Source organism: Streptomyces sp. NBC_00683 (genome assembly GCF_036226745.1).
Taxonomy (GTDB): domain Bacteria; phylum Actinomycetota; class Actinomycetes; order Streptomycetales; family Streptomycetaceae; genus Streptomyces.
In genome coordinates this window covers 857,806-875,251 of the sequence record NZ_CP109013.1, presented here as the reverse complement: position 1 = coordinate 875,251, position 17,446 = coordinate 857,806, and the positions used below count along the sequence as shown (strand labels likewise).

At 69.7% G+C, this 17,446-nt stretch carries 14 protein-coding genes; 7 read left to right on the top strand and 7 right to left on the bottom strand.

What is annotated here, in order from left to right; translation table 11 throughout:
- Positions 1-134 precede the first annotated feature (134 nt).
- The 3 genes from OG257_RS03895 to OG257_RS03885 form a co-directional block, all read right to left on the bottom strand.
- Complete coding sequence (locus OG257_RS03895) at positions 135-827, bottom strand: alpha/beta hydrolase (protein WP_329204742.1); 693 nt, start codon at positions 825-827, stop codon at positions 135-137.
- A gap of 101 nt (positions 828-928) precedes the next feature.
- A complete protein-coding gene (locus tag OG257_RS03890) occupies positions 929-2,131 on the bottom strand; it encodes a TetR/AcrR family transcriptional regulator (protein ID WP_329204740.1) in 1,203 nt (400 codons plus the stop codon).
- 199 nt (positions 2,132-2,330) lie between these two features.
- Complete coding sequence (locus OG257_RS03885; RefSeq protein ID WP_329204738.1) at positions 2,331-3,569, bottom strand: helix-turn-helix domain-containing protein; 1,239 nt, start codon at positions 3,567-3,569, stop codon at positions 2,331-2,333.
- Between the two features lie 290 nt (positions 3,570-3,859).
- Here OG257_RS03885 and OG257_RS03880 point away from each other — a divergent pair, with 290 nt between their 5' ends.
- From OG257_RS03880 to OG257_RS03870, 3 genes are all read left to right on the top strand, one after another.
- A complete protein-coding gene (locus OG257_RS03880) occupies positions 3,860-5,191 on the top strand; it encodes an MFS transporter (RefSeq protein WP_329204737.1) in 1,332 nt (443 codons plus the stop codon).
- A gap of 414 nt (positions 5,192-5,605) precedes the next feature.
- A complete protein-coding gene (locus tag OG257_RS03875; RefSeq protein WP_329204736.1) occupies positions 5,606-6,763 on the top strand; it encodes an acyl-CoA dehydrogenase family protein in 1,158 nt (385 codons plus the stop codon).
- Between the two features lie 140 nt (positions 6,764-6,903).
- Positions 6,904-8,052, top strand: coding sequence for a CaiB/BaiF CoA transferase family protein (locus OG257_RS03870; protein ID WP_329204734.1), 1,149 nt, complete (start codon positions 6,904-6,906; stop codon positions 8,050-8,052).
- Between the two features lie 153 nt (positions 8,053-8,205).
- Here the strand turns inward: OG257_RS03870 and OG257_RS03865 are convergent, their stop codons facing one another.
- Positions 8,206-9,168: an electron transfer flavoprotein subunit alpha/FixB family protein gene (locus OG257_RS03865; protein ID WP_329204732.1), complete on the bottom strand. Its 963-nt coding sequence runs from the start codon at positions 9,166-9,168 to the stop codon at positions 8,206-8,208.
- A gap of 92 nt (positions 9,169-9,260) precedes the next feature.
- Positions 9,261-10,046: an electron transfer flavoprotein subunit beta/FixA family protein gene (locus OG257_RS03860; protein ID WP_329204729.1), complete on the bottom strand. Its 786-nt coding sequence runs from the start codon at positions 10,044-10,046 to the stop codon at positions 9,261-9,263.
- Between the two features lie 108 nt (positions 10,047-10,154).
- On the opposite strand from OG257_RS03860, the gene OG257_RS03855 reads away from it, so the two are divergent.
- The 4 genes from OG257_RS03855 (at position 10,155) to OG257_RS03840 (ending at position 15,048) form a co-directional block, all read left to right on the top strand.
- Positions 10,155-10,898 (top strand): TetR family transcriptional regulator, encoded by a 744-nt coding sequence (locus OG257_RS03855; RefSeq protein ID WP_443054273.1) that lies wholly within the window; start codon positions 10,155-10,157, stop codon positions 10,896-10,898.
- Between the two features lie 425 nt (positions 10,899-11,323).
- Complete coding sequence (locus tag OG257_RS03850) at positions 11,324-12,181, top strand: 3-hydroxybutyryl-CoA dehydrogenase (RefSeq protein WP_329204727.1); 858 nt, start codon at positions 11,324-11,326, stop codon at positions 12,179-12,181.
- Between the two features lie 301 nt (positions 12,182-12,482).
- On the top strand, positions 12,483-13,943 hold the full coding sequence (locus OG257_RS03845) for an aldehyde dehydrogenase (protein ID WP_329204726.1): 1,461 nt from the start codon (positions 12,483-12,485) through the stop codon (positions 13,941-13,943).
- A gap of 28 nt (positions 13,944-13,971) precedes the next feature.
- Positions 13,972-15,048, top strand: coding sequence for a zinc-binding dehydrogenase (locus OG257_RS03840; RefSeq protein WP_329204725.1), 1,077 nt, complete (start codon positions 13,972-13,974; stop codon positions 15,046-15,048).
- Between the two features lie 97 nt (positions 15,049-15,145).
- Here OG257_RS03840 and OG257_RS03835 read toward each other — a convergent pair whose 3' ends face one another.
- Both OG257_RS03835 and OG257_RS03830 read right to left on the bottom strand, forming a co-directional pair.
- On the bottom strand, positions 15,146-16,084 hold the full coding sequence (locus OG257_RS03835) for a DUF3048 domain-containing protein (protein WP_329204723.1): 939 nt from the start codon (positions 16,082-16,084) through the stop codon (positions 15,146-15,148).
- A gap of 179 nt (positions 16,085-16,263) precedes the next feature.
- A complete protein-coding gene (locus tag OG257_RS03830; protein WP_329204721.1) occupies positions 16,264-17,439 on the bottom strand; it encodes a thiolase family protein in 1,176 nt (391 codons plus the stop codon).
- Between the last annotated feature and the right edge of the window lie 7 nt (positions 17,440-17,446).

Sequence of the window (17,446 nt, the reverse complement as noted above, 5' to 3'; positions counted from 1 at the left end):
GCCCTCACGGGCGTTCCGGGCAGCGGCTCAACTCTGGATGAGCGATCGGCGATCGGCAGTCTGTCGTCACTGGTGTTCTGAGGAGCCCCGAACGGGGAGAGGGGGCTCGTCGCCGCCCCTCGCCGGGGCGGCCCTCACCGTACGGCCGCGGCCGCCTCGGCGATCAGGTCCGCCACCGGGCCGGGCTGCGAGGCCAGGGACGCGTGGCCGGCGTCGAGTTCGATGTGGCCACGCAGAGCCATGCGCTCGACCATGCGGCGCTGGTTGTCCGGGTTGATCATGCGGTCGTTCTTCGACAGCTGGTACCAGGAGGGCTTCTTGCGCCAGGCGGGTGCCGTCACGCTGTCGCCGAAGGTCGAGGCGAGCGGGGCCTTCTGGGTGACGGCCATGACCAGCGCCTCGTCCGCGGGCAGGTCCTGGCAGAAGCTCTCGTGGAACTTGTCCTGGGCGATCCACAGATAGCCGTCGGAGTCGGGGGCGAGATTGTCGATCGCCGCCGGAGGGATCTCCTGGCTCATCTGCCCGGGACTCTCCCCGGCGTCGGGTGCGAACGCGGCGATGTACACGAGTCCGCTCACGTTCGGCAGATCTCCGGCTTCGGTGATGACCGCACCACCGTAGGAGTGGCCCACCAGAAGGACGGGACCGTCGACCTGCCGGACCATCTTGCGGGTCCGCTCGGCGTCGTCGGACAGGGAAGTGAGCGGGTTCTCCACGGCGAGCAGCGAGGTGAAGCCCCGGTCCCTCAGTTCGAGGATGGCCTTGGCCCAATGGGCCGCACCACCCCAGAAGCCGTGAACGAGCACCACTGTGGGATTGTCAGCCATTTCAGGCTCCTCATCGCCCCCATGGAGGTCCCCCTGACTTCCCCAAGGCTAGGCGGCGGAAATTGGGCCTGCCACCGCACGGGCACCCCCGGGACGCCGCTCTACGAGGCTGCGCCCACGCTTCCGGCCAGCAGCATGGCCGTACCGATCTCGGCCAGCCGGTCGGAGACATCGGGGCGCCGGCCGAGGCGGGCCGTACGGGCGGCGTTGTCGATGACGGTCAGCACCGCCATGACGACGATCTTGGCCTCGGCGGTGTCGAGTCCGGGCCTGACATCACCGAGCAGGTGCACCCAGAGTGCGAGGTATTCGCGCTGTGCCTGGCGGGCAGCCTTGCGCTCCTTCTCGGGGAGCTGGCTGAGCTCCCCGATCAGCAGGCCCAGCAAGTGGCTCTGGTCCAGGGCGAATTCGATGTACGAGCGCAGCAGGCGGTCCACGCTCTCGCTCGGGGTGCCGGCCTGGGCAAGCGCCTGTGCCGTGCCGGCCCTGCGCTGCTCACCGCCCCGGAGGACGGCGGCGACAAGCAGATCGCTCTTGGTGGGGAAGTGCTTGTAGATGCTGGGACCTGACGCTCCGGCAGCCTCGCCGATGTCGTCGGTGCTGACCGACTGAAAGCCCCGTTCGTCGAAGAGGCGGATCGCCTCGACGAGGATCTCCTCGCGCCGGGACACGGCGAGTCCGGCGTAGTCGCCGGTGGGGGGCACGGCCTTGTCCGGTGCCGTAGGCCGGGTGCCCAGGGGGCAGTCCGCCGTGGCGCGGGCGAGACGGTAGAGCAGGTCCTCGAAGCGGCGCCTGGGCAGAGATGTACGGTGCCAGGAGACGGATCCGTAGACCGACAGCACGGCCCAGGACAGCAGCTGAAGGTCGGGGTCCTCCAGCTCGGGACGTTCGGCGTGCACCAGCGCGCCGAGCCGGCCTGCGATGTCGCCCAGGGTGTGCCGCAGTTCCTCGCGGCTCTCCGTGGGCAGATGGCGCGCCTCGCGCTGCCACAGAACCGCCGAGCCGCGGCGCTCCAGGGCCTGGGCCGCCGAAGAACGGAGGTAGCTCTCGAGGTCGGCCGACTCCTCCACCGATTGCGAGACCGCGGCGATCGTGCGCTGCACCACCTGGAGCAGCAGGTCCGGCTTGCCCCGGAAGTGCCGGTAGAGCGCGGGGGCGGTGATGCCGACCGCGGCAGCCACATCGGTGACCGAGACGTTGTGATATCCGTGCTCGCGGAAGAGATCGGCTGCGGCGGCAACGATCCGCGCCTTGCGGTCGGGGGGCCGTCGCGCGGTCGTGCGCCCCGAGACTTCCGTCTGCATCTGTGTCCGCCCCTCGCTGTCGCCCGCCGTCGTTGCGGGCAGCCGACCATTCAAAGTATCAGCGATTCAGTTGTCGACAACGTTGTTCACTGTGGGCAACGGTACCGCAAGGGTCGTCCCTTTGTGATCGAGTGCTTACGTCATGTCTGGACGCGACATACGCTGGAACGGGATGGTTCAGCCCATAAGTAATTTCCTGCTAACTCATGTCGCGGAGTCCGGCCCGGTGCGCGTCCAGGGCAAGTGACAGATCCACCACGTCGCGGGGGCGCGCCAGCAGGCGGCCGGTGAGCCGTTCCAGGCGGCGCAGGCGGTTGAGCACCGTGTTGCGATGGCAGTAGAGCAGTTTGCGCGCCTCCTCCGTCGAGCCCTGGCAGTCCAGCCAGGCAGCGAGCGTGGACAGCAGCTGCTCCCGTTCGACCGGCTCCGTCGCCAGCACGGGGCCGAGGACCTGGACCGCGAACTCTCGCGCCAAATCGGGGCGTAGCAGAACGAACGCGCCAGGCATCCGGTCCGACAGCTGGGCGAGTTCGCCGTCCGTCGTGCAGCTGTCCAGGGCGAGCTCCGCGAACTCCCGGGCCCGTCCCACCTCCATGAGACCGGACACGGCGGTGCTGATCCCGCCCCGCATTCCGGGGCCTGTGGGGATCACCCGCGCGAGATCGCTGACGGAGTGGTCGCCCAGCAGGGCCACCACGGCCATTCCGTCCTCCGCGGGGCACCAGTGCAGTTCGAGTCCTTCGTGGATCTCGTGGGCCGGCGCGGAAGCGGACCGCTCCGCTGCCGGTCCGCGCAGTCGCACCACCGCGTACCGGGCATGCAACGGCAGGCCGAGCGCCACGGCGAAGGCCGACACGTGCGTCACGTCGGTGGCTCCCCGCAGCAGCATCTTCAGTAGGGGACGGCGCTTGCGACCGTCGTCGGGAGTTGCGGAGCCGGTGCGCCGGTGCGACTCGATCACCAGTGCCGTGTCCCGGTCGATCCGGCGCCACACATCGGTGGCGGCGAACGCCATGAGGTGGCTCTGGTCCGGGCAGTCCTGCATGACGACCGAGACCAGGGCGTCCCAGGTCTCCTCACCACCGATGCGGTATGCGTGCAGGACTGCCTGGAGGGGGACGCCTTCCTCGGCGCGTTTGCGTCCCGTGGACCAGGCGTACTCCCCGGACTCCGACACCCGGTGCGTCACGATCATCCCGCTGATGAAGCATTCGAGCGCGGTGTGGGCCGACTCGCGCAGATCCGGGGGTTCGAGAAGCGGGTTCCCGTAGTAGGTGCTGGCGCTCCGGAGCCGGGCGAGCGCCGACTCCGCGAAAGCGGGCAACCGCCGCTGCAGCAGCTGTGCCGCGTGCGAGAGGACGTCCTCGGCGCCCTGCTTGGGGGTCTCCCGCGAGAGTCCGGCCGGCCGGTGGGCCGGATGCGCCAACTGGGCAGGCATTCGGGCAGGCAGTCGGGAACGGGGCTGGTCCACTGTCACCTCCGCGTGTGCGACACCGGACGGAAGTCCGGTTACGAGGGGAGGTCGCAGCGTCTCCGTCGGCGCGTCAAGTTAATGAAACCTAACTCCGGTGTCCATGTATAGCGATCCCTAGGGGTTAGTTTTACCGATTTGAGACCCTCGGTTGTGAATGACGAGTAACCAAGGTGTTTCCCATGCGTCTCTTGTAGGACCGTGTTAGGGGTGATTCACTTCGCAGCCACGTCGATGTCCGTACCAAGGAGGTCCTCATGGCTGTTGATCAACAGGAAGCGCCCGGTTCCGTTCCGGCGGACGGGGTGCGGATGTCCGACGCGTCGGTGAAACGCAGAGCGTGGATCGTGGTCGCGCTGCTTGTGTGTCTGATGGTCGTCAACTACGCCGACAAGGTCGTCGTGGGCCTGGCAGGCGTCGGGATGAAGAAGGAACTGGGTCTGGACAACGCCCAGTTCGGCGTTATCCAGAGCAGCTTCTTCTGGCTGTTCGCCGTCGGCTGCATCCTCGGCGGATGGCTCGGTGGCAAGGTCCGGGCGCGCTGGCTGCTCGCCGGCATCGCCGGACTGTGGGCGCTCACCCTCGCCCCGATGACCGCGCAGGTCGGCTTCACGGTCGTCGTCCTCTGCCGGGTGCTGCTCGGCTTCGCGGAGGGGCCCACGGCGGCTCTCGCGATGCAGGTCGCCCACTCCTGGTTCCCGGCGCACAGGCGTGCCATCCCGAGCTCGGTCGTGGTGGCCGGTGCCGGCATCGGCCCCGTCATCGCGAACCCGGTGCTCACCGCCGTCATCACCCACTACTCCTGGCATGCGGCGTTCGGCGTGCTGGCTGCCTTCGGCCTGGTGATCGCGGCGCTGTGGCTGGTCTGGGGCCGGTCGGGGCCGGAGGGGGCGTCGGCCGGACACGGGCCCGGCGAGGGCGGGTCGCGGCCGGCTCTGCCCGAGCGGGTGCCGCTGGGCAGGCTGTTCCGTACGGGGACCCTCATCGGCATCTCGCTGCTGTTCTTCGTCGCGTACGCCTACACCGCGGTCAAGGTCAGCTGGCTTCCGCTCTACCTGCAGGAGGGCCTGGGGTACGACGCCGAAACGGCCGGCAATCTCGCCTCGCTGCCCTATATCGGCGCCGTGGTCTCGGTGCTCCTCGTCGGCGTGATCTCCACCGTCATGACCAGGCGAGGAGTCAGCAACCGGATCACCCGCGGCCTGCTGCCCGCCGCGCTGGTCCTCGTCGCGGGTGTGTGCAGCATCGGCATGTCCATGCTGGACCAAGGCACTCCGCAGATGGTGATGATCATCCTGGGCGCCTCACTGAACTCCGCCGGCTACGGAGTTGCCTACGCGGGTATTGCCGACATCGCGCCGGCCAAGCAGCGCGGCATGGTCTTCGGCATCATCACCGCCGTCTACAGCCTCGGCGGTGTCGTCGCCCCGCTCGTGCTCGGCAAGCTCGTCGCCTCGGGCGATTCGGTTGCCCTCGGATACGGCGACGGCTTCCTGGTTCTCGGCGTCACGATGATCATCGGGGCGGTCGCGGCACTGCTGCTGGTCGACCCGGACAGGGATGTGGCCAAGCTCGCCGCCGAGGCCTGACTCTGCGGGCGGACCTCCCGGACGGCCGGGTGCGCCGCCGTGCAGCCTGTGCCTGCCGCGCGGATGTCGTTCGTGGCGGGCGCAGGCGTGCGCGGGGTGGTCGCGACAGGTGAGAGTGAGGAGCTGGAAACCGATTCTCACCGCAGAGAGTGGCTTGACAGCTGGCGAGATAAGAAAGAAAGTGAATCTCCAGTAACTGGAGTCCTGACGGGTGGATCCGTCAGGCAGAGGGCGTTCCCCTCGGACTCCAGTACCACTTCGGCCCCCGGCACCACCGGTGGCGCCCGGGCCACCGGACGGGCCGATTTCGTCCACAGCGACGTGGAGGCCCCAAGGGCCGCCGGGCACCGTGATCCGCCGGTCCGCTGAACCCGCCTTCTTCGGCCTCCGACTACGACAACCAGGGACTGGCACATGAAGCGCACCATCTACAACGAGGACCACGAAGCCTTCCGGGCGATGATCCGCGACTTCATCGCCAAGGAGGTGAAGCCTCACTTCGAGCAGTGGGAGCACGACAACCTCGTCGACCGCGACCTGTTCCGCAAGCTCGGCGCGCTCGGTGTGATGGGCTTCGACATACCCGAGGAGTTCGGGGGTGCGGGCGAGACCAGCTACAAGTACCAGGTCATCATCAACGAGGAATGCGCCCTCGCCGCGGTCTCCTTCGGCCACTACGGCGTCTCCACCGGCATCGTCCTGCCGTACCTGCTGGACCTCGCCGACGACGAGCAGCGGAAGCGCTGGCTCCCAGGTATCGCCGCAGGCGACACCATGCTGTCCATCGCCATGACCGAGCCCGGCACGGGCTCGGACCTGGCGGGTATCCGCACCACGGCCAAGCTCTCCGAGGACGGCACGCACTACGTACTCAACGGTTCCAAGACGTTCATCACCGGCGCCCGCAACTCCGAACTGTGCGTCGTCGCCGCCCGCACCTCGGCGGCCACCGCCGAGGACCGCCGCCACGGCCTCAGCCTCCTGGTCGTCCCGACGGACAGCGAGGGCTTCGCGTACGGCCGCAAGCTGGACAAGATCGGCCTGCGGTCCTCCGACACCTCCGAACTGTCCTTCGCCGACGTCAGGGTCCCGGTGGAGAACCTGCTCGGGGAGCAGGACAAGGGCTTCTCCTACCTCGGCCGGAACCTGCCCCGTGAGCGGCTCTCGATCGGTGTCGGCGCCGTCGCCACGGCCACGGCCGCGATCGGCTTCGCCCGCGCGTACGTGTCGGAGCGCCAGGTCTTCGGCAAGCCCGTGGCCGCCTTCCAGAACACCAAGTTCGTGCTGGCCGAGTGCGCGGCCGAGGTCGAGGCACTCCAGGCCATGGTCGACAAGGGCATCGAGCTCGACGACTCCGGCGAACTGACCGGCGCGGACGCGGCGAAGATCAAGCTGTTCGGCACCGAGGTCGCAGGCCGCGTGATCGACAAGTGCCTCCAACTGCACGGTGGTTACGGCTACATGCTGGAATACCCGATCGCCCGGCTGTACGCCGACACCCGCGTTTCGCGGATCTACGGCGGCACCAGCGAGGTCATGAAGACGATCATCGCGAAGGACCTCGGTCTGTAGGTCCACCTTTTCTCCCTGGCAGCCCCGGGTTCCCCCGACGGGGCGGCCAGGGTGACCGGCCGCCCCGCGCACCCCCTGCGGGGCGGCCGGTGTGCTTCGAACGTCACGCGGAAAACGCCACCCGGAAAGCAGAGATTCCCTTGAGTACCGTTCCCTCCACCGCAGTCGGACCGCTTGCGGGCATCCGCGTCGTCGAACTCGGCGGTATCGGCCCCGGCCCCTTCGCCGGCATGCTGCTCGCCGACCAGGGCGCGGAGGTGATCCGTATCGACCGGCCGGCCGAGGCAGGCCGTGCCTCCGGTCACCCGATCCTGCACCGCAACCGCCGCTCGGTCACCCTCGACCTCAAGGACCCGGCGGGCGCCGAGGCCGTACGGGCCGTCATCGACACCGCCGACGCGCTCATCGAGGGCTTCCGCCCCGGCGTCACCGAACGCCTGGGCCTCGGCCCCGAGGCCTGTCTGGCCCGCAACCCCAAGCTGGTGTACGGCCGGATGACCGGATGGGGCCAGGACGGACCGCTCGCCCAGGCACCCGGCCACGACATCAACTACATCGCCGTAGCAGGCGTGTTGGGCGCACTCGGTGGAGCCGACGAGAACCCGCCCGTCCCGCTGAACCTCTTCGGCGACATGGGCGGCGGCGGCATGCTGCTCGCCCTCGGCATCACCACCGCACTCGTCCACGCCCAGCGCAGCGGTGCGGGCCAGGTGGTCGACGCCGCGATGACCGACGGGACCGCCGTCCAGCTCGCCCTGATCCACGGCCTGCTGGCGACGGGGCGGTGGACCGACCGGCGATCCTCCAACCTCTTCGACGGTGCCGCACCCTTCTACCGCACCTACCGCACCTCCGAGGGCGGCTACATGGCCGTCGGCAGCGTCGAGCCGCAGTTCTACGCCGTACTCCTGGAAGTCCTCGGGCTGACCGGCGAAGCGCTGTTCGCCGAGCAGCACGACCGGGATGCATGGCCCGCCATGGCCGATCGCCTCGCCGATGTCTTCGCCGGCCGGACCCGCGGTGAGTGGACCGCCGTCTTCGACGGCACCCAGTCCTGCGTCACTCCTGTGTACGGCCTGACCGAGGCGGCCGGCCACCCGCACAACGTGGCCCGCGGCACCTACTACACCGAGAACGGCCTGCTGCAGCCCGCGCCCGCCCCGCGCTTCCAGGGCACCCCGGCGGCCGGCCCGACGCCCGCCCCTGTCATCGGAACGCACACCCGTGAGGTGCTCACGGAGATCGGGCTCGACAAGGAGACGATCGACGCCCTCGCTCCCGAGGCGTGACCGGGCGGCCGACGAGCAGGTGCAGGTCCTCAGGAGTGAGGCGCGGAAAGAGAAGCCCAGGTCACGGAGATGACCTGGGCCTTCTTGTATGTGTCCGGCGAGGGCCCGTGGTGCGATCACCACGGGCCCTCAGGAAGTACTGCTTCTGGCGGGTCAGCCCTTGCGGGTCTTGACCTCGTCGGTGAGCTGGGGGACGACGTTGAAGAGGTCGCCGACGACGCCGTAGTCGACGAGGTCGAAGATCGGGGCTTCGGCGTCCTTGTTGATCGCGATGATGGTCTTCGAGGTCTGCATGCCGGCCCGGTGCTGGATCGCGCCGGAGATGCCCGAGGCGATGTAGAGCTGCGGGGAGACGGACTTGCCGGTCTGGCCGACCTGGTTGGTGTGCGGGTACCAGCCGGCGTCGACCGCGGCGCGGGAGGCACCGACGGCCGCACCGAGGGAGTCGGCGAGCGCCTCGATGATCGCGAAGTTCTCGGCGCCGTTGACGCCACGGCCGCCGGAGACGACGATCGCGGCCTCGGTCAGCTCCGGGCGGCCGGTCGACTCGCGCGGGGTGCGGGAGAGGACCTTGGTGCCGGTGGCCGTCGCGGAGAAGGAGACGGTGAGCGCCTCGACGGTGCCCGCACCGGCGGCCGGCTCGACGGGGGCCGAGTTCGGCTTGACCGTGATGACCGGGGTGCCCTTGGAGACACGGGACTTGGTGGTGTACGAGGCGGCGAACGCGGACTGGGTGGCGACCGGACCGGAGTCGCCGGACTCCAGGTCGACGGCGTCGGTGATGATGCCGGAACCGATACGGACCGCGAGACGGGCCGCGATCTCCTTGGTCTCCGCGGAGGAGGGCAGCAGCACGGCGGCCGGGGAGACCGCGTCGTAGGCGGCCTGCAGCGCGTCCACCTTCGGAACGACGAGGTAGTCGGCGAACTCCGGCGCGTCGGCGGTCAGGACCTTGACCGCACCGTGCTCGGCGAGCACACCGGCGGTGTCCGCGGCGCCGTTGCCCAGCGCGACGGCGACGGGCTCGCCGATACGGCGGGCGAGCGTCAGCAGCTCCAGGGTGGGCTTGCGGACGGCACCGTCCACGTGGTCGACATAGACGAGAACTTCAGCCATGGGACTTCAATCTCCTGCGTACGAAAAAGGACGGGGGCGGGGAAGAGGAAACAGCCGGGGCTCAGATGAACTTCTGGCCCGCAAGGCTGTGTCTAGATGAACTTCTGCTCCGCAAGGAAGCCGGCCAGCTGCTTGCCGCCCTCGCCCTCGTCCTTGACGATCGTGCCCGCGGTGCGCGCCGGACGCTCGGCCGCGGAGTCCACCGCGCTCCAGGAACCGCCCAGGCCGACCTCGTCCGCCTCGATGTCCAGGTCCCCCAGGTCCAGGGACTCAACCGGCTTCTTCTTCGCCGCCATGATGCCCTTGAACGACGGGTAACGGGCCTCACCCGACTGGTCGGTCACCGAGACCACCGCCGGCAGGGAAGCCTCCAGCTGCTCGGACGCGGTGTCGCCGTCGCGGCGGCCCTTGACCGTGCCGTCCTGGACGGAGACCTCGGACAGCAGCGTGACCTGCGGGACGGAGAGCCGCTCCGCGAGCAGCGCCGGAAGCACACCCATGGTGCCGTCCGTCGACGCCATGCCGCAGATGACCAGGTCGTAACCGGTCTTCTCGATCGCCTTGGCGAGCACCAGCGAGGTACCGATGACGTCGGTGCCGTGCAGGTCGTCGTCCTCGACGTGGACGGCCTTGTCCGCACCCATCGACAGCGCCTTGCGCAGCGCGTCCTTGGCATCCTCGGGACCCACCGTCAGCACGGTGATCTCCGCGTCGTCCGCCTCGTCGGCGATCTGCAGCGCCTGCTCGACCGCGTACTCGTCCAGCTCCGACAGCAGACCGTCGACGTCGTCACGGTCCAGGGTCAGGTCATCGGCGAAGTGCCGGTCGCCGGTGGCGTCGGGCACGTACTTCACACAGACAACGATCCTCAAGCTCACGCCGGCTCTCCTAGCTGATGCGGTTCGTGGAATCGACAATATGGCACTCAGTACCCTCGTGCAAGGTACGTAGTGCCAATACCTGCGTTCCGGTGTTACGTTCCCCGCATGACTGAAGCGCGCAGGCGACGCAAGGCGGCAGCCGAACCGGACTCCGCGAAGTCCCCCGTCAAGGTGCCGATGCGTGAGGCGCTGGCCGAGGCGGCCTTCCAGCTGTTCCTGGAGCGCGGCTTCGAGCGGACCACGGTGGACGACATCGTTGCGCGTGCGGGCGTGGGGCGTCGTTCGTTCTTCCGGTACTTCCCGTCGAAGGAGGATGCGGTCTTCCCCGACCACGAGCGCTGCCTGGCCGACATGACCGCTCTCCTGGACGGGCGCGAGGATCCCGATCCCGTCGGTGCGGTGTGCGACGCCGCGCGGCTCGTCATGCGGATGTACGCGGCGAACCCCGAGTTCTCCGTGCAGCGTTACGGCCTGACGCGTGAGGTTCCGGGACTGCGTATGTACGAGCAGTCTGTCGTGCGCCGGTACGAACGGACATTGGCCGCCTATCTTCGCGGGCGCTGGGCCGGGGTGCCCGAGGGCGGGCTGCGGGCCGACGTGGTCGCCGCCGCGGTCGTGGCCGCGCACAACAACGCGCTGCGGTCATGGCTCCGTTCGGGCGGTGTGGGGGATGCCGACATCGCCGTGGACAGCGCCCTCGGCCTGGTGCGTGACGTGTGGGGGGAGGCGTCCGACCGGCTCGCCGGGGGTCGAGAGGTGCAGGGCGAAGTGGTGGTGATGGTCGCCCCGAAGGGTGCCCCGATGTGGCGCGTCGTGCAGCAGATCGAGTCCGCCCTCGGCGAGGGCTGATCCCGTAGAGGGAACTCAGTACCTTTACTGCTCTGCACTCGGTGCCCTATGGTGCGGAAACGCCGCGCGACCGCGCGGGGCTCACCGGCCGAGTGCCGGGGCGACATGCGTCCCGGCCCGCAGCGGTACCGCTGCGGCGGTGCACGAGAAGACCGGTCTCAACCATCAGCGTTGCCGCTTCTGCGGCTCGACGTCCTTCCGACGCCTCCTGTGCGCTGTGTGCGCACCGAGGGACCTCGAGTCCGAGTACAGCGAACAGGTGTGGGTCCCACGGCGCACGCGTGCGCGCTGCGTCCGGTGCCGACCTGTGTACCGGTGAGGTCGTCGTCCTCGGCCCAGTCGGCGCAGTCGTGCACGAGCAGTGGCGCCGAACCACCGGTCCGGCCGGGGCCCGAACGCCTCAGCATCGAGAAGGGACATGGAGAATGCGTGAGTTCAGCAGGATCGGGGTCGTGGGCTGCGGCCTCATGGGGGCAGGGATAGCCGAGGTGTGCGCACGCGCCGGACTCGACGTCCTGGTGGCCGAACGCACTCCGGAAGCCCTGGCGGCGGGGCGGTCACGGATCACTGCCTCGCTCGACCGCGGACTCCGCAGCGGGAAACTGACCGAGCCGGAACGTGAACAATCCCTCGGCAGGCTCTCGTTCACCGTCGACCTCGCCGTGTTCGCCGACCGTGATCTGGTCATCGAGGCGGTCGCCGAGCAGCGGGACGCGAAGACCGAGGTCTTTCGGCGGCTGGACGAGGTGCTGGGATCCGAGGACGTGGTCATTGCCTCCAACACCTCCTCGATCCCGATCATCGACCTCGCCGCCGTCACCGGCCGCCCTCAACAGGTCGTCGGCGTCCACTTCTTCAATCCCGTTCCGGTGCAGCGCCTGGTGGAGATCATCCCCACCCAGCTCACGTCGCCCGAGGTGACCGAGCAGGTGGCCGCCTTCGCCGCGGCCAGGCTCGGCAAGACCGTGGTGCGCGCCCGCGACCGCGCGGGGTTCGTCGTGAACGCCCTGCTCATCCCCTACCTCGTGTCCGCGGTGAGGATGCTGGAGTCCGGGGTCGCCTCCGCCGAGGACATCGACAACGGCATGGTCCTGGGGTGTGCGCATCCCATGGGACCGCTGCGGCTGCTCGACCTCATCGGTCTGGACACCGCACAGTCCATCGCGGAGTCGATGTACGAGGAGTACAAGGAGCCCCTGTACGCGCCGCCGCCGCTGCTGCGCCGGATGGTCGCCGCCGGCGCGCTGGGCCGTAAGTCGGGGCGGGGCTTCTACACGTACTAGAGACCACGTGCCGGAGACCGCGTACCGGAGACCGCGTACCGGAGACCGACGCTATGGACATCGACGTTAGCGTGAATTAACTTATGGGTGACCGGGCTCTACGCTGACGTTGGCGTGTCTCGGACCTGTTCAGGTTGTTACCGAGTTTTGAGGCTTCCACTGCCTTCGGTCTCGGGCTGTCGTGCCGATCCGGCATAGCAGTGCCTGTTCACTTCGGCAGCCACCGGGAGATCTCATGGCCCGCGTCGTGCCCCGGACACCCGGCCCACATCGCCATCGCAACGAAGCGAGGACTCCGCACATGACCGACATCGTGGAATACCGCAAGCTCTTCATCGGCGGCGAGTGGACCGAGCCCGCGGGCGACGACATCATCGAGGTGGTCTCGCCGCACAGCGAGCAGGTCGTCGGGCGCGTCCCGCACGCCACCCCGGAGGACGCGGACAGGGCCGTCGCCGCCGCCCGCGAAGCCTTCGACAAGGGGCCGTGGCCCCGGATGCCGATCGCCGGGCGCATCGAGGTCGTCACCCGGATCAAGGACGCCCTGGCCGCTCGGCACCAGGAACTCGCCGAGCTGGTCACCCTGCAGAACGGCTCGCCGATCCTGTTCTCGGTCCGCGGCCAGGCCCTGTCCGCCGTCGGGGTCTTCGCGACGGCGCTCGCCGCCGCCGCGCAGTTCAAGGAGGAGGACGAGCGCCAGGGCACCGGCGGTCCGGTCCTGGTGCGCCGGGAGCCCGTGGGCGTGGTCGCCGCCATCACCCCGTGGAACGTTCCGCAGCTGACCATCGCGGGCAAGCTCGCCCCGGCGCTGCTCGCGGGCTGCACCGTCATCCTCAAGCCGTCTCCGGAGACGCCGCTCGACGCCAACTGGCTGGCCGAGCTGTGCGCCGACGCCGGGCTGCCCGCGGGCGTGCTCAGTGTGCTGCCCGCAGGCCGAGAGACGGGGGCCCACCTGGTGGCGCACCCGGGCATCGACAAGGTCGCCTTCACCGGTTCGGTCGGCGCGGGCAAGGCCATCATGGCCGCGGCCGCGCAGAACCTGACCCGGGTCTCCCTGGAGCTCGGCGGCAAGTCCGCCGCGATCCTGCTGGACGACGCGGACCTGTCGGTCGCCGTGCCCGCGATCGTCGGCGGGACCTGCGCCGCCAACAGCGGCCAAGCCTGTGTCGCGCTCACCCGCGTCCTGGTGCCCGCCTCCCGCTACGACGAGGTGGCCGCCGTACTGACGGGTGCCTTCGCCGGGCTCGAGGTCGGCGACCCGTCCGACCCGGCGTCCGTCGTCGGTCCGATGGTGACGAAGGACCAGCAGCAGCGGAACCTCGACTACATCCGTATCGGCCAGGAGGAGGGCGCCAAGGTCCTCACCGGCGGTGGCATCCCGGAGGGCCGGACCACCGGCTGGTACGTCGAGCCGACCCTGTTCGGGGACGTCACCAACGACATGCGGATCGCCCGGGAGGAGATTTTCGGCCCGGTCGTCTGCCTCATCCGCTACGAGACCCAGGACGAGGCCGTCGCCCTCGCCAACGATTCCGAATTCGGTTTGTCCGGCGCCGTGTTCGGCGCCGACGCGGAGCGTGCCACCGAGGTCGCCCGCCAGGTGCGTACCGGCACCATCACGGTCAACGGCTTCCGCCTCGACCTGGCCGCCCCCTTCGGCGGGTACAAGAACTCCGGTATCGGCCGCGAGTTCGGCCCCGAGGGACTCGCCGCCTACTTCGAGTACAAGACCGTCAACCTGCCCGCCCCGGCCAAGGCCTGAATTCCCCAGCACACCCGAGGAGCATGTGATGCACGCAGCGATCCTGCACAAGACAGGCGACGGGACCCTGGACGTCAAGGACGTCGAGACCGTCTCCTTCGGCCCCGGCCGGGTCCGGGTCAAGATGCACAAGGCCGGCCTGTGCCACTCCGACGTATCGGCCATGAGCGGGGTGCTCACCCACCCCGCGCCGTTCGTCCCCGGCCACGAGGGCGCCGGCGAGGTGCTGGAGGTCGGCGAGGGCGTCACGCACGTCAAGCCCGGCGACCGCGTCATCGTCTGCTGGATGCCCCCCTGCGACAGATGCCCCTCCTGCAAGGCGGGCGAGGGCCACATGTGCCGCAGCGGATACCGCAACCTCGCCAACCCGAACTTCAAGGACGGCGAGACGATCGTCCCCGGCATGCTGGGTGCCGGCACCTTCGCCGAGGAGACCGTGATCGCGGCGTACGCGGCGATCCCGATCCCCGACGACGTTCCGTACGAGATCGCCGCCCTGATCGGCTGCGGCGTCACCACCGGCATCGGCGCGGCCCTCAACACCGCCAAGGTGAAGCCCGGTTCCTCGGTCGTCGTGATCGGCCTGGGCGGCGTCGGCATCAGCATCCTTCAGGGTGCGAAGGTCGCCGGTGCCGCGCGGATCATCGCCGTCGACCCGACCGCCAACCGCCGTGAGATGTCACTGAGGTTCGGCGCCACCGAGGCCATCGCCCCGGAGGACCTGCCCGAGGCCGTCAAGCGCCTCACGGGCGGCTTCGGCTTCGACTACGCCTTCGAGGCGGTCGGCAGGTCCACCACGCTGCGCGCCGCGTACGACGCGACCCGCCTCGGCGGTACGGTCTGCCTGGTCGGCGCCGGCTCCCGTACGGACCTGCCCGACATCAGCATGGCGGAGCTGGTCATGAGCGAGAAGTCGATCCTGCCTTCGTTCTACGGGGGCGACGACATCCGCCGCACCTACGCCACGATCATCGACCTGTGGCGGGCGGGCCGTATCGACCTGGAGTCCATGATCACGCACCACGTGCCGCTCACGGACATCAACGAGGCCATCCGCCAGATGCACACCGGCGAGGCACTGCGCACGATCATCGACATCGCTTGAGCCCGAGCCCGAGCCCGAGCCTGAGCCCGAGCCCGAGCCCGCTTCGCCGTCACCGGGGCCGCCTGAGTCCGCACGCGCGGACTCCGGCGGCCCGGCGTCACTTCGGTACGAGCACGATCCAGACCTGGCCGGTCGCGAACGTCATCGGCTCGCCGTCCTCGGTGGTGTAGCCGGTCGCCGACTCGGCGGTGTTCCGCTCCCAAGCCACGTCGTACGACTTGCCGTCACGCAGGACGGCCGCCGAGCCGGAACCCACGGTCGCGCTGAAGGGCGAGGTGTTTCCCCCTCGGTCCCGGAATCGGGAATCCTGCACGTCCACGTCCTGCAGGACCACTGTGGCCGCTCCGAGCCGTTCACCGGAGGCCGTACGGGCCGGGGTGCCGTCCATGCTCACCAGCCACTGGTCCCGGTCCGCGGACCAGGTGAAGGTGAACCGCGCCGACGGGTACGACACCGTGCGCCCGCTGACGGGCGTGCCGCCCGGGGGCGGCGCGGCGAAGCGGAGCCCGATGTCCTCGGCCGCGTTCACCCCGGTCGGGGCGTGCGGGATCTTCGCCGGGCGCAGGTACAGATTGTGCGGCGCGGCGCGGTCCCCGCTGCGGAAGTAGGCGTCCGGTGCCTTCGACGGCGGCAGCGCGTCGAGGGGCGCCGCCTCGATCGACGGCCGTAGTGCGGACTGGGCGCCCGAGTACGCGAGCGTGGGCTCGTCGAACTGCCGGAGCAGCTCCAGGTCCGTTTCGCGAGCGCTGCGTACGGGGCCGATGACGGGCGGCACGTCGGAGGAGTAGGCCGCGAGTATGCGGCTGAGGCCGGCCTCCACCTGCTCCACGTAGACGATGTCGGCCTTCTCGAGTCCGGTCGGCGGCCGGGCCGGGGCCACGTTGTCGATCTTCACGGCGAGGACGTGGGCGCGCTGCGCGGATCCCGTCGTGGGAGTTGTGCTCCCACCGCCCGAGCTGCCGCAGGCCGCCGTCAGGACGAGCGTGAGCGCGGCGAGTGCGGCGGCGGCCGATCTCTTCGTTCCGGAGGTACGCATGGCTGCCGCCCCTTTCGAGCCGGATCTGCGGCACGGTACCGGCTCATGTCTTCTGCGGCGATGACTTCCCGTCCATCATCACGCAGAAGACCGGCCGGAGCGCCTCAGGCGCGGCGTCGGTACCTCTCCGGCGCCGGGCGGCCGACCGGCGAGGCACCGGGCGGCCGACCGGTGAGGCGTCAGAGAAGTTCGAGAATCGTCGCGTTGGCCATGCCGCCCGCCTCGCACATCGCCTGCAGGCCGTAGCGGATCCCGTTGTCCCGCATGTGGTGGACCAGCGTGGTCATCAGCCGCGCACCGGAGCCGCCGAGCGGGTGGCCGAGTGCCATCGCGCCGCCGTTGGGGTTCATCAGCCCGTAGTCGGCGCCGGTCTCCTTCAGCCAGGCCAGGGTGACCGGGGCGAAGGCCTCGTTGATCTCGAACGCCCCGATGTCGCCGATCGACAGGCCCGAGCGCTTGAGCGCCTTCGCGGTGGCAGGGGCGGGGCCGAGCGCCATGGTGACCGGGTCGCAGCCGGCGAGCACCGCCGTGTGCACCCGGGCGATCGGGGTCCAGCCGTTCTGCCGCGCGATCTCACCGGTGGTGATGAGGAGCGCGGCCGCCCCGTCGGAGATCTGCGAGGAGTTGCCGGCGCTCACCACACCGTCCGCCTTGAAGGGCGTCTTCAGCGTGGCGAGCTTTTCCAGGGTCGAGCCGCGCCGTACACCCTCGTCGGTGTCGAAGACACGCGTGGTGCCGTCCGCGTCCGTGACGCGGACGGGCGTGATCTGGGTGGCGAAGCGCCCCTCGTCGATGGCGCGGGCGGCCCGCTCGTGCGAGTCCAGGGCGTGCTGGTCGAGCTGTGCGCGGCTCAGGCCGTACAGCTCGGCGATCATCTCGGCGCCGACTCCCTGGTCGAACTCGCCCTCGCCGTCCGGGAAGTAGCGGTTAAGCGCCAGAGGTCCGTACGCCTCGCCGGCCGCCGGAACGCTGCGGGCCGAGCCCATCGGTACCCGGCTCATCGACTCGACGCCGCCGGCGACGGCGATGTCGTACTGGCCGGCCGTGACGAGGCCTGCGGCGAAGTGCACGGACTGCTGCGAGGAGCCGCAGGCGCGGGACACGGAGACGCCGGGCACGGACTCCGGCCAGCCGGCGGCAAGGGCCGCGAACCTGCCGACGACACCGGCCTGCTCGCCGACCTGGGAGACGGTGCCCCAGACGACATCGTCGACAGCGCCGGGATCGAGGCCGTTGCGCTCCGCGAGGGCGGTCAGGACATGGGCGGAGAGATCGACGGCGTGGATCCCGGAGAGGGAACCGCCGCGCTTGCCGACGGGGGTTCGTACGGCATCGACGATCACTGCGTCACGCATGGGCTGC

Bases quoted from the DNA above. Each gene is read 5' to 3' on its own strand.
- OG257_RS03895 (WP_329204742.1), bottom strand. From the start codon at position 827: ATGGCTGACAATCCCACAGTGGTGCTCGTTCACGGCTTCTGGGGTGGT.
- OG257_RS03890 (WP_329204740.1), bottom strand. From the start codon at position 2,131: ATGCAGACGGAAGTCTCGGGGCGCACGACCGCGCGACGGCCCCCCGAC.
- OG257_RS03885 (WP_329204738.1), bottom strand. From the start codon at position 3,569: ATGCCTGCCCAGTTGGCGCATCCGGCCCACCGGCCGGCCGGACTCTCG.
- OG257_RS03880 (WP_329204737.1), top strand. From the start codon at position 3,860: ATGGCTGTTGATCAACAGGAAGCGCCCGGTTCCGTTCCGGCGGACGGG.
- OG257_RS03875 (WP_329204736.1), top strand. From the start codon at position 5,606: ATGAAGCGCACCATCTACAACGAGGACCACGAAGCCTTCCGGGCGATG.
- OG257_RS03865 (WP_329204732.1), bottom strand. From the start codon at position 9,168: ATGGCTGAAGTTCTCGTCTATGTCGACCACGTGGACGGTGCCGTCCGC.
- OG257_RS03855 (WP_443054273.1), top strand. From the start codon at position 10,155: ATGACTGAAGCGCGCAGGCGACGCAAGGCGGCAGCCGAACCGGACTCC.
- OG257_RS03850 (WP_329204727.1), top strand. From the start codon at position 11,324: ATGCGTGAGTTCAGCAGGATCGGGGTCGTGGGCTGCGGCCTCATGGGG.
- OG257_RS03845 (WP_329204726.1), top strand. From the start codon at position 12,483: ATGACCGACATCGTGGAATACCGCAAGCTCTTCATCGGCGGCGAGTGG.
- OG257_RS03840 (WP_329204725.1), top strand. From the start codon at position 13,972: ATGCACGCAGCGATCCTGCACAAGACAGGCGACGGGACCCTGGACGTC.
- OG257_RS03835 (WP_329204723.1), bottom strand. From the start codon at position 16,084: ATGCGTACCTCCGGAACGAAGAGATCGGCCGCCGCCGCACTCGCCGCG.
- OG257_RS03830 (WP_329204721.1), bottom strand. From the start codon at position 17,439: ATGCGTGACGCAGTGATCGTCGATGCCGTACGAACCCCCGTCGGCAAG.